The 12,101-nt window shown below is 49.6% G+C and carries 12 protein-coding genes; 10 read left to right on the top strand and 2 right to left on the bottom strand.

All coding sequences use genetic code 11. From position 1 onward, the window contains the following. On the bottom strand, positions 1 to 825 hold the full coding sequence (locus tag FC49_RS06555) for a lipoate--protein ligase family protein (protein ID WP_056984588.1): 825 nt from the start codon (positions 823 to 825) through the stop codon (positions 1 to 3). 166 nt (positions 826 to 991) lie between these two features. Here FC49_RS06555 and FC49_RS06550 point away from each other — a divergent pair, with 166 nt between their 5' ends. The 6 genes from FC49_RS06550 to FC49_RS06525 all read left to right on the top strand — a co-directional run bounded on the left by FC49_RS06550 (position 992) and on the right by FC49_RS06525 (position 6,443). Then, entirely contained in the window at positions 992 to 1,381 is a 390-nt protein-coding gene (locus FC49_RS06550; protein WP_003715050.1) for a YwiB family protein, read from the top strand. 45 nt (positions 1,382 to 1,426) lie between these two features. Beyond that, positions 1,427 to 1,984, top strand: a complete 558-nt coding sequence (rpoE, locus tag FC49_RS06545) for a DNA-directed RNA polymerase subunit delta (RefSeq protein WP_003715080.1) — start codon at positions 1,427 to 1,429, stop codon at positions 1,982 to 1,984. Positions 1,985 to 2,160: 176 nt separating this feature from the next. After that, entirely contained in the window at positions 2,161 to 3,765 is a 1,605-nt protein-coding gene (locus FC49_RS06540; RefSeq protein ID WP_056984587.1) for a CTP synthase, read from the top strand. Between the two features lie 239 nt (positions 3,766 to 4,004). Next, positions 4,005 to 5,282, top strand: coding sequence for a UDP-N-acetylglucosamine 1-carboxyvinyltransferase (locus FC49_RS06535; protein WP_003713992.1), 1,278 nt, complete (start codon positions 4,005 to 4,007; stop codon positions 5,280 to 5,282). A 93-nt stretch (positions 5,283 to 5,375) separates the two neighbouring features. Continuing rightward, entirely contained in the window at positions 5,376 to 5,621 is a 246-nt protein-coding gene (locus tag FC49_RS06530) for a type B 50S ribosomal protein L31 (protein WP_056984586.1), read from the top strand. A gap of 108 nt (positions 5,622 to 5,729) precedes the next feature. Then, positions 5,730 to 6,443 (top strand): class A sortase, encoded by a 714-nt coding sequence (locus tag FC49_RS06525; protein WP_003713987.1) that lies wholly within the window; start codon positions 5,730 to 5,732, stop codon positions 6,441 to 6,443. Positions 6,444 to 6,653: 210 nt separating this feature from the next. Here the strand turns inward: FC49_RS06525 and FC49_RS06520 are convergent, their stop codons facing one another. Then, positions 6,654 to 7,115 (bottom strand): low molecular weight protein-tyrosine-phosphatase, encoded by a 462-nt coding sequence (locus tag FC49_RS06520; RefSeq protein WP_003715074.1) that lies wholly within the window; start codon positions 7,113 to 7,115, stop codon positions 6,654 to 6,656. Positions 7,116 to 7,254: 139 nt separating this feature from the next. Here FC49_RS06520 and FC49_RS06515 point away from each other — a divergent pair, with 139 nt between their 5' ends. From FC49_RS06515 to cshA, 4 genes are all read left to right on the top strand, one after another. Then, complete coding sequence (locus FC49_RS06515) at positions 7,255 to 7,815, top strand: LemA family protein (RefSeq protein WP_003713977.1); 561 nt, start codon at positions 7,255 to 7,257, stop codon at positions 7,813 to 7,815. A gap of 10 nt (positions 7,816 to 7,825) precedes the next feature. After that, a complete protein-coding gene (gene htpX / locus FC49_RS06510; protein ID WP_003713980.1) occupies positions 7,826 to 8,722 on the top strand; it encodes a zinc metalloprotease HtpX in 897 nt (298 codons plus the stop codon). A 145-nt stretch (positions 8,723 to 8,867) separates the two neighbouring features. Further along, the gene (locus tag FC49_RS06505; RefSeq protein WP_056984585.1) at positions 8,868 to 10,247 is read left to right on the top strand and encodes a UDP-N-acetylmuramoyl-tripeptide--D-alanyl-D-alanine ligase; all 1,380 of its coding nucleotides are present in this window, start codon (positions 8,868 to 8,870) and stop codon (positions 10,245 to 10,247) included. 66 nt (positions 10,248 to 10,313) lie between these two features. Continuing rightward, positions 10,314 to 11,810, top strand: coding sequence for a degradosome RNA helicase CshA (cshA, locus tag FC49_RS06500; RefSeq protein WP_003715113.1), 1,497 nt, complete (start codon positions 10,314 to 10,316; stop codon positions 11,808 to 11,810). Positions 11,811 to 12,101 lie beyond the last annotated feature (291 nt).

Raw genomic sequence — 12,101 nt, 5'->3', positions numbered from 1 at the left:
TTAAACCTCCTTCGGTAACCGTTCTTGCAGCTTGCTGATTGCTAGTCGTTCATCATTTAAATACTTGATAAACTGGGGCTGCCAGGTGAGCTGTTTGAAGGCCTGGTTGTCCGTCAAACTGAAAACGCCGCGCAGCCGGTCCTGGGCTTCGGCAATTGTAATGGGGCGACCAAGAAGGTCAGAGATATTCGTCATTGCCGCCGGCCACACGTCGGGAAAATGCCACTTGTTTGGCGTGGATTGGAGACCAGCCGTATAAAAATCACGAATCAATTCACCCCGGGAAAGCTGGTTGCCGTTAATGCTGAGGTAGAGCATGACGACGACACCCGCCATGTTTCGTCGTTGGGAAATTCCACCGATTTTTTGACCATTGACCTGAACGTCAAAGCTGCCGGGACAGTAAGAGTGGGTAACTTCGCCGGTTTCAATCGCCAGTTCAGGGAAGGCAGCCTGGATGACGGTGACCATCCGCTGGTAGGCTTCGTCAATCGTTAACTGCTGCTTTTCCAGGTGCCAAGGGAAGAACAGCGAACAGTTCAGTATGCCGTTGTCGCTGACCACTGCCAAGCCGCCAGAATTACGGATAAAGTAGTGGTGATGACGGTGCCGCAAGAGGTCCAGTGCGGTTGCCAGGTGGGGCAGCCGTTGGTCTTTGAGGCCAAGAATGACGGTCTCCTCTAATGTCCAAAAGTGAAGCAGGGGAGTCGGCAAGCCTTCGCTGCTGCGCAGGATGGCGTTGGTGTAGATAAATGAGCTGATATTATTAGGGGGCAGCAACGGCTGGCGAAATTCGCTGACCGGCTGGCTTAAAAATTGTTCCATAGGTTTGACTCTTCTTTGATTTTGGTTTCTATATAGTCATTATACAAGAAAGCTGTGGAAATTAATCCTAAACGGTCACCTTTTTCAGCAGTTTCAAGTATAATTGTGACGAAAGAACCGAAAGGGGATGTAAAGGATCAAGAAAATTACACCCGTCCACGTCCAGTTGACCACGGTCATTGAACAGGATGGTCAGCAGGAGCGGTTTAGTTTTAACGAAACGGGCAACTTTGTCGAACTCAACGGTAAGTACTATCTGCGCTATCTGGAACACCAGCAGGGGCACAGTACGCCCGTCCAATTTCGCCTGGATGACCAGGTGCACCTGCACCGGAGTGGGGAACTGACGACCCTCCTTAACTTTGACTTGGCAGCACCAACGGCGACCCGTTACCGGACCCAGTATGGAATCATCAGTCTAGAAGTCCAAACCAGCCGGCTGGAGAAGGAGATTGACCCCACGATTCCGGCCGGTCAGCTGAAGGTGGATTACTCCCTGGTGACGGCGGGGCAGACTGTGGGAAGTTATCAGCTTCGATTGCAATTTCAACCTTAGTATTGTATGATGTAGTTTAGACTTTTTGAAGGGATGTGCACCAATTTGGAATTAAAGGTTTTTGACGGCCAAGACAAATCAGAGCTTTCAATGGTTGAGGTGGCGCACGCTATTTTAGCTCATCATGGTGAGGCGATGGCGTTCGTTGACCTGACTAACGAAATTCAACAGTACCTGGGCAAGAGTGATGAGGAAATCCGGGAACGCCTCGCTCAATTCTACACTGATTTGAATGTCGACGGCAGTTTTATTTCCCTTGGTGACAATACCTGGGGCCTGCGGGCTTGGTACCCATTCGAATCTATCGACGAAGCAACGGTTGGTGAAACCGAGGATGAAGAAGACCGGCCGAAGAAGAAGCGGCGGAAGGTTAACGCCTTCTTGGCCGATTCTGATGATGACGACGATGTGATCGACTACGACAACGATGATCCAGAAGATGAAGACTTGGATGATCATGACGAAGACGATAGCAGCGACGATGATTACGACGAAGAAAATGACGACTTCAGTGATGATGACGATGACCTCGATGACAACATCGAGGACCAGCTGTCTGAATTACATGATGAAGATGAGGACGAAGAAGACGACGATGAATAAATCTCGTCAGGAGCCTTGACTATTTTGCGGCGAGCTTGTATTATCTTTCTTGGGCGCCTGTAAAGTATGCAGGCTATGAAGTTCTTAAATAAAAGAAGCTCCCTGTTTCAGTTGAAATGGGGAGCTTTTCTTTATTTTGGTTAGCACCTGAAATTAATTAAAGGAGTAGTAAAGCAATGACGAAGTACATTTTTGTAACCGGTGGGGTTGTTTCATCACTAGGAAAGGGAATCGTTGCCGCTTCCCTCGGCCGTCTGTTGAAGAACCGGGGCTTGAAGGTTGCCATTCAAAAATTCGACCCATACATTAACGTGGATCCCGGTACGATGAGTCCATACCAGCACGGTGAAGTGTTTGTTACCGATGATGGGACCGAAACAGACCTTGACCTTGGTCACTACGAACGGTTTATTGATAACGATCTGAATAAGTATTCTAACGTCACTACTGGTAAGATCTACTCTGAAGTTTTGCGCAAGGAACGGCGGGGAGACTATCTCGGGCGGACTGTCCAGGTTATTCCTCATATTACCAATGCAATTAAGGACAAGATTAAGCGGGCTGGCGAAAGCAAGGACGCCGAAGTGGTAATTACCGAAATCGGTGGTACCGTGGGGGACATCGAATCCCAACCATTCATGGAGGCCATCCGGCAAATGCGGGAAGAAGTGGGTCCAGAAAACGTCCTCTACATCCACACGACCTTAGTCCCGTACCTGCGGGCGGCGGGCGAAATGAAAACCAAGCCGACCCAGCACAGTGTTCGTGAACTGCGGGGCTTGGGGATTCAGCCGAATATTCTGGTGGTCCGGACTGAACGGCCAATCACCGATGAAATGCGGAAGAAGATTGCCCTCTTCTGTGACGTTGATCCGAAGGCGGTTATCGAATCGATGGACGTTAACACCCTGTATGAGATTCCACTGAACTTGCAAAAGCGGGGGATGGACCAGCTGGTTGTCGACCACTTCGGCCTGGATGTCCCAGTGGCTGACATGCGGGAATGGACCAACATGGTCAACCACATCGAAAACGAGCTGACCAAGACGATTAAGATTGCGATGGTTGGGAAATACACCGACCTGCAGGACGCCTACATTTCCGTTAACGAAGCCCTGCGGCACGCGGGCTACCCGGTTAATGCCAAGGTTAAGATTGACCACTTTAACGCGGAAAACATTACGCCCGCAAACGTCAAGGAAACCCTGCAGGATTACGATGGTATTCTGGTTCCAGGCGGCTTTGGCAACCGGGGAGTAGAAGGAATGATCACCGCTATCAAGTATGCTCGGGAAAACGATGTTCCGTACCTGGGAATCTGCCTGGGGATGCAGACTGCCTGCATCGAGTTCGCCCGGGATGTACTGGGTTACCAGGATGCCAACTCAACTGAATTTGATCCGAACACGGAACACAACATTATTGACCTGATGTCCGACCAGGAAGACGTCGAGGACATGGGAGGAACACAACGTTTGGGTGCTTACCCGTGCAAGCTGAAGCCAGATACGGTTGCGGCAGCCGCGTACGACAATCAGGCGATGATTAGTGAACGGCACCGGCACCGTTACGAGTTCAACAACGCTTACCGGCAAGAAATGGAAGACCACGGCTTGGTCGTTTCGGGGGTTAATCCGGACCGGAACCTGGTTGAAGTTGTGGAACTGCCAGAGAAGAAGTTCTTTGTGGCGGCCCAGTACCACCCAGAATTCCTGTCACGGCCAAACCGCCCAGAGGGGTTGTTTGCGGCCTTTGTCAAAGCGGCAGCAGCTGATAAGTAAATAGTTAAAATAGTAGCGGCGGGCACGTTGCAGTTGCCTGGCTACACAAGTGGGGGAGTTAGATTGCGAACCAGTTTAGCTGGTTCCGGCTAATGCCCCTTTTAATTTCTTTAAGATTGCTGATAAAAGGTTGTAATTTAATAAACAATTAATTATCATTACTATTGATTGTTTATTAACAATAACTAAAAAAATAAAGCAAATAATAACTAACTATTTTTAAGTGAGGAAACACGGAAATGAAACGAATGATCATTCAAGGAGGAAACCGGCTTTCGGGCGAAGTAACGATCGGTGGCGCGAAAAATAGTACTGTTGCGTTAATTCCGGCCGCGATTCTAGCGGATACACCTGTACAATTTGATACAGTACCGGATATCTTGGATGTTCACAATCTGATGATCATTTTGAAGTCGATGAACGTCAAGTCTGAGTTTAGTCATGGCGTCCTAGACATTGACCCAACGCAAATCATCGAAGCTGAACTTCCAAGTAAAGCGATCAAGAGCTTACGGGCTTCTTATTACTTTATGGGCTCGCTGTTAGGTCGTTTCCACCGTGCTACGTTAACTTTTCCTGGTGGTGACAATATTGGTCCCCGGCCGATTGACCAGCATCTCAAGGCGTTTAAAGCCCTTGGCGCAACGGTCAGTGAAAATGGGGGGACCGTTCATTTAGAGGCTCAAAATGGTCTTCATGGTGCCCGTATTTTTATGGATATGGTTTCCGTAGGGGCGACGATTAACGCGATTCTTGCGGCGGTTCGTGCTGAGGGAACAACGGTAATTGAAAATGCTGCCCGGGAGCCTGAAATTATTGACTTAGCGACATTTTTAAATAACATGGGTGCCAAAATTCGGGGAGTTGGAACTGACACCATCCGGATTACAGGGGTTAATACTCTCCAGTCGATGAATACCCATACGATTATTGCCGACCGGATTGAATCGGGGACTTACCTGTCACTGGCGGCAGCACTTGGTGATGGGGTCATGATCCACAATGTGATTCCGGAACACCTGGAGTCATTCACCAGTAAGATGATTGAGATGGGTGTCGACCTTCAGATTGACAGTGACCGCATTTATGTGCCTAAAACCACTAAGTTTAAGCCGATTCATGTTAAGACGATGCCGTACCCCGGCTTCGCGACGGACCTCCAGCAACCGTTGACCCCGCTAATGTCACTGGCGGAGGGGGACAGCGTAATCGTTGATACGATTTACCCGAAGCGGGTCAAGCACGTCCCTGAATTGCAAAAGATGGGGATGCAGATTGAGGCCCATGATGGGACGATTGTTGTCAAGCATACGGCTGCCTTGCACGGGGCAAACGTGAGTGCCGGTGAAATTCGTGCCGGGGCCGCGTTGACGATTGCCGGTTTAATGGCGGACGGGACGACTGTGATCAATAATGCGGGGAATATCCTGCGGGGGTATGATCGGATTGTTTGGAAACTAAACCGCCTGCACGCGAATGTTTCAATCGAAGACGATACATCAGTAAAAATTAGCTAGGCTGTTGCGTTACTAACTGATTCATGATATTCTATTAGGGTTGATTATCTATGTTTCAGGCAATGATTCATGGCAAAAGGAGCGTATAAAGTTATGAAACAAGGAATTCATCCAGATTACCACCCAGTAGTATTCGAAGATTCATCTACTGGTTACAAGTTTATCTCTGGTTCTACTGCTACTTCCAAGGAAACCATCAAGTGGGAAGACGGTAATGAATACCCATTGATCCGGATTGAAGTTACTTCTGATTCACACCCATTCTACACTGGTAAGCAAAAGTTTACCCAGGCCGATGGTGCGGTGGACAAGTTCAACAAGAAGTACGGCCTCAAGTAGGACGGCTAGCTTGTGTCAGGGGGACGATGGACAAGGTTGCTTGTTCATCGCCCTTCTTTTTTATTTGTGGTAGACTAAACGCGGAAGTCTAGTAGAGGAGGATGGAATGTGGAGAAAAAGAAAAAACGCGGCCTGCCAAATTGGCTCCGCTGGACATTAGTAGTAATCTTGCTGGTAATTTCGCTGTGCCTGATTTTTAACCAGCAGATTAAAGAGCAGCTGGTGGGCAATTACCGCCCGACAATCACCCAGCAGACAATTAAGCGGGATGCGGCCAAGAAGGCAACCTATAATTATAGCGATGTTCAGGATCTTAACCTGCAAACGGTAGCAAAGGTTCGGGCGCAAAAGCAGCCGATTAACATCATCGGGGAAATTACCGTTCCGGCGGCTGACATGACGATTCCAATTGCGAACGGTGTTAACAATACCACCCTGGCCTTGGCAGCAGGGACGATGCGGCCGGATATGAAAATGGGCCAGGGTAACTATGCGTTGGCTGGTCACAACATGGCCCACGGGAGTAAAATCCTGTTCTCCCCACTCTACTACCATGCCAAGGTTGGTCAGATGGTGTACATCACCGACCTTAAACGGGTGTATGAGTATAAACTCTACCAACGGACGTTTATTGAACCGACCCAGGTGGAAGTTGTCAATGATACGCCACAGAAGATTATTACGCTGATTACTTGTAACGCTAATGGTGAGCGTCGGCTAATGCTGCGGGGGCGGTTTATCAAGTCCGAGCCATTCAAGCAGGCGCCACAAAATGTGCAGAAGAACTTTAGCAACAAGTACACGACCGGCCGGAATTCATAGTAAATAAAGCGGAGGAGTAGGGCTAGCGGGCCTAGTTCGTTGGCTACTGCACCGTGGCATTATTTACCCTTAAATTAGCTAAGGGGATGGGCCAATTTCCTCCCGTTATCAGCATTTAAAGCAACAGCAGGCCTCTAGAACTCGGTTTTACCGGGTACTGGAGGCCTGCTTCGTACTGCGTTGTCAAGGAATCGGGCTGCTTTGCCAGCCTTAAAGTTCCCCTTCGATTTTAGTTAACCACAGTGGCAACGCCCGGTAGAGGCTTTGATAAGTTTCCTCAAACCGGTGGGTGTACCATGGATCCGGGATTTCCTCGTTTTCGTGACCGGGAACTAGCTCATTTGCCAGGTGAATTTTAGGCAGGTCACTAGCAGGCGCCATGCGCTGGAGGGCGGCGAGGTTCATGTTATCCATGCAGATGATGTAGTCTGCCCACGCAAAGTCACGTTGGGAAATAGGGCGGGCAACGAGGCCCGCGGTGGGGAGCCCGTGCTGTTCCATCGTTTGGCGCGCACCGGGATAGGGCGGCTTGCCCTCTTCGTAATCCGTAGTCCCGGCAGAGTCGACCTGGATTTGATGGCTAAGGTTGGCCTTGGCGACTAGTTGGCGGAACATGCTTTCGGCCATTGGTGACCGGCAGATATTGCCTAGGCAAACAAATAAGACGTTCATTTTTGACACCTCGCTGATTGATTTCTTTTAGTTTATCATACAAGAAATTCTAAAGTTTTGCTAAGGGGAGAACTGAGCCTTTCCCCCGGAGAATTAAATCTGGTAAAATGTTAACAATAATTTAAAGGAGGAGAGCAGAATGGCTATTTTAATTGTCATCCTGGTATTAGTTGTCATCATCGGTATCTACGTTGTGATGTACAACGGCTTGGTACAGTTACGGGTTCACGCCCAGGAGTCCTGGAGTCAGATTGATGTCCAGCTCCAACGGCGGAATGATTTAATTCCAAACTTAGTTTCCACGGTGAAGGGGTACAGTAAATTTGAAGCCTCTACCCTAGCAAAGGTGACTGAATTACGGACCGCGTTGAATAATGTGCCTGACGATGATCATGCTAAGAAAATGGAAGTTTCTAATCAATTGACGGGAACGTTACGGACCTTATTCGCGGTTTCGGAAAATTATCCGGACTTGAAGGCGAGCGCTGAATACCAACAGTTGATGGAGGAACTAAGCAATACTGAAAATAAGATTGCATATTCCCGGCAACTGTACAACAGTACGGTGGCAGCGTTGAACGCAAAGATTCAATCGTTCCCTAGCAATATTGTTGCGAAGCTGCACCACTTTACACAGATGGATTACTTGCAGGTACCGGAAAGTGCGAAGGCAGCGCCTAAGGTTTCGTTCGACGATTAGGGTGAGCTAGATGTTATACCAGCAAATTGCACAAAATAAGCGGAAAACCGTCCTCGTGATGGCCGGCTTTTTTCTGCTGGTGGCCCTAATCGGGGCGGCAATCGGCTACTTGTTTGCGCGCTCAGCGGTTGGTGGAGTTATCATTGCTGGGGTGATTGCCCTAGTATATATGGCGGTGATTATCGGCCAGTCGACGGACGTGGTGATGAATATGAACAATGCCCGCGAAATCCACTCTGCCCAGGAGGCACCCGCATTGTGGCACGTGGTCGAAGATATGGCGATGGTAGCACAGGTGCCGATGCCGCGGGTCTTTATTATTGATGATCCGAGCCCCAATGCCTTTGCCACGGGGAATAACCCAGAACACGCTGCGGTGGCTGCGACAACTGGTTTGATGGAGATTATGAACCGTGAAGAGCTGGAGGCAGTAATGGGCCACGAGATGAGTCACGTCCGTAATTATGATATTCGTCTTCAAACGATTGCGTTGGCATTATCAGCGGCAATCAGCATGTTGGTTAACTTTGCCGGCAACTTCTGGTGGTTTGGCGGAAGCAGAAGCGATGACGACGATGATAATAGTTGGGGTGTCTTTGCGATTTTGGGGTCGGTGCTGTTGATTATTCTGGCACCACTTGCAGCTACAATTGCTCAGATGGCCTTGTCGCGTAACCGTGAGTATTTAGCAGATGCCGGTTCAGTTGAACTGACACGGAACCCCCACGGGATGATCAGCGCATTAGAAAAGCTCAAAGAGGCCCAACCGATGAAACACGTTGCGCCTAGCAGCAGCGGCCTCTATATTAGCGATCCAGAGGAGAATGGTCGTCACCGCCGGTTTAGCGACTTGTTTGCGACTCACCCGCCATTGGATGCTCGCATCAAACGGCTAGAACAAATGTAGATTTTAGGCAGGGAACGCGGAAGGCGGGACCTGCTTTTTTCGTTCTTTTAGCAAGATAGTTTTTCCTTAAAGAATGCCTTTATTTCCCGACGGTGGTATAATTAAAAAGCTAGACCAAAGTATCAAAAGAAGAGGTAGCTTTTCAATGAAGATGAAGTTAGCGGAGATTGCGAAGGCAATTAACGCGCAAAATGAGATTGAACAATGGAAGGACATTGAGGTAACCAGTGTTTCTTTCGATAGCCGCCATTTGGAAAAAGGAGCGTTATTTGTTCCCCTCCAAGGGGCGCATGACGGTCACCAATACGTTGAAACCGCCTTTACCAATGGTGCGGCCGCCACTTTATGGGCTAGTGATCACGAATTAACTAACAGCGACCATCCCGTTTTAGTGGTAACTGATCCCCTTAAAGCCCTTCAAGAGTTGGGAAAATACTACCTGCGCAAAATCAACCCAATCGTTGTTGCTGTTACGGGGAGCAATGGGAAAACCACCACTAAGGATATGATTGCTTCCATTTTGAGCACCCAACTTAACGTTACTAAGACCTATGCCAACTTTAACAATGAAATTGGAGTGCCGGTCACTCTCCTAAACATGGAAGCCAACACTGAGGTGGTAGTCGTTGAAATGGGGATGGACCGGTTCGGTCAGCTCGACTTCCTGAGCAAGCTGGTTAGCCCGGACATCGCGGTTATTACCATGATTGGGGAGGCCCATATCGAATTCTTCGGTACCCGGGACCGGATTGCGGATGCCAAAATGGAAATCGTAAACGGCTTAAAAGAGGATGGCCTCTTTGTGTACGATGGTGACGAGCCACTGCTCAATGAACGGGCGGCGGACATCACTCAACAGACAACCCGTTTTGGCCGCCAGTTAACTGATGACTTATACGCAACGAGTGTTAACGCCGGGCCCCGCTCCATTGAATTTAAGGTTAACGAGTGGCCTGACGAGCAATTCACGATCCCAATGGTGGGTGAATATAACGTTAACAATGCCCTTGCCGCCATGGCAGTTGCCAAGCGCCTGCACATCAGTCCAAACCATATTAAGACGGCACTGGCAAACGTCGAACTAACGGAAAATCGGGCGGAATGGTTTAAGAGCAAGAACGGTGCTCAAATTCTCAGTGATGTTTATAATTCCAACCCGACAGCGGCAAAGCAGGTTTTAAAGACTCTCGCTGAAATGCCAGTTCAAGGACGGCGAATTGCGGTCCTGGGTGACATGCTTGAACTAGGGGAAGCCGCACCACGGCTGCACGCTAGCCTAGCGGAGCAAATTAACCCTGCTCAGATTCAAGAAGTATACCTGGTGGGAGCAGAAATGGCGTACCTACAGGCTAAGCTCCAGGAGCAGGGCTATCCCGCGGCAGCTATTCACTATTACCAGGCCGACCAGCTCGACCAGTTAACCGCCGCTTTGGAAGCCGACCTGCATCCGGCCGACATGGTCCTATTGAAAGCCAGTCATGGTCTGCATTTAGAGCAGGTTCTAGCAGCAATTAAAGAACAATAGTAACTGATTACCAGCCGATTGGTGATGTTTTCACCCGTCGACTGGTCATTTTTAGGAGGAAATTTTTTGAAGTTTAGCGAATTAGGTTTATCGCAAAGTTTATTAAAAGCAATTAAGCGGAGCGGCTACGAAGAGGCCACCCCAATTCAGGAACAGACGATTCCAATGGTCTTGAAAGGACAGGACGTCATTGGCCAGGCCCAGACAGGGACAGGGAAAACCGCCGCGTTTGGCTTACCGATTATTGAGCACGTCGATACGGACAACCCGAATATCCAAGCGCTGATTATCTCCCCGACTCGTGAACTGGCAATCCAAACTCAGGAGGAACTTTACCGCCTGGGCAAGGATAAGCGTGTTCGGGTTCAAGTAGTGTATGGGGGTGCAGATATTCGCCGGCAGATCAAGAGCCTCAAGCACCATCCCCAAATCCTCGTCGGAACTCCTGGCCGGCTGCGTGACCACATTAACCGTCATACCGTCAAACTGGGTCACATCCAAACCCTTGTATTAGACGAAGCCGACGAAATGCTGAACATGGGTTTCTTGGAAGATATTGAAGCAATCATTAAGGAAACGCCAGCTGAGCGGCAAACCCTCCTTTTCTCGGCAACAATGCCGCCAGAAATCAAGCGGATTGGCGAGCAGTTCATGACTAACCCGGAAACTGTCCGGATTAAGGCTAAGGAACTGACGACGGACCTGGTTGACCAATACTACGTCCGGGCCCGGGATTACGAAAAGTTTGACATCATGACCCGGCTGATTGACGTCCAAGATCCGGACTTGACGATCGTCTTCGGACGTACTAAACGGCGGGTTGATGAGCTGTCAAAGGGACTGATTGCCCGGGGGTACAACGCCGCCGGAATTCATGGTGACCTCACCCAGGACCGACGCACGAAGATCATGAAGAAATTCAAGAACGGGGACCTGGATATTCTGGTTGCAACCGACGTGGCCGCACGGGGCCTCGACATTTCCGGTGTGACCCACGTTTATAATTACGATATCCCATCCGATCCGGATAGCTATGTCCACCGAATTGGACGGACAGGTCGGGCCGGACACCACGGAACGTCACTGACCTTTGTAACGCCAAATGAAATGGAATATTTGCATGAGATTGAAAAACTGACCCGGGTACGGATGTTGCCGCTGAAGCCTCCCTCTGCCGAAGAGGCCTTCAAGGGACAGGTTGCCAGCGCCTTTAACGACATTGACGAGTTAATCGCACAAGATTCCACTGACCGGTATAAAGAGGCCGCAGAGGAGCTCCTGGAGAGCCATGACGCAACGGACCTGGTTGCGGCCCTTCTCAATGATATGACGAAGGAGGCGGCTAGCGAGGTTCCGGTTAAGATTACTCCGGAGCGCCCGTTGCCACGTCGTCACCACGGTAGTAAGCGTACTGATTACCATGGTGGCAACCACCGGCACTACAATGGTAATCGACGGGGAAATGGCCGTTACCGTTCACGGGGCCACCGCGGTGATAATCACGGTCGTAGCCACTCCAGCCGCCACGCCTTTAATATCCGCCACCGTAAGGATAAGGAATAAAGTAAGTGCCAGGGCTGTGCCACTGAACGGCATAAGCAATATGGGGCTGGAAATTAACTCAACCGCGTAGCTACTTGGTAGATGATGAGGCCTCAGCGCAATCGCTGGCTGCCGGGTCAAGTGGTTGACCTACTCCAAGTCGGCTAACTGCGCGGCAAAAGACACCAAAAATCAGTTTGCCAACCGATTCTTGGTGTCTTTTCTCACTCTTATAAAGTTTTGAGCCAGCGAAGAAGATAGGATGATTTTGGATCCTAAACGAATGGCTCTACAATTTTAAGTACTGATGGA

Source organism: Limosilactobacillus oris DSM 4864, from assembly GCF_001434465.1.
In the GTDB taxonomy this organism is placed as follows: Bacteria; Bacillota; Bacilli; order Lactobacillales; family Lactobacillaceae; genus Limosilactobacillus; species Limosilactobacillus oris.
This window is presented reverse-complemented; position numbering and strand designations above follow the sequence as displayed.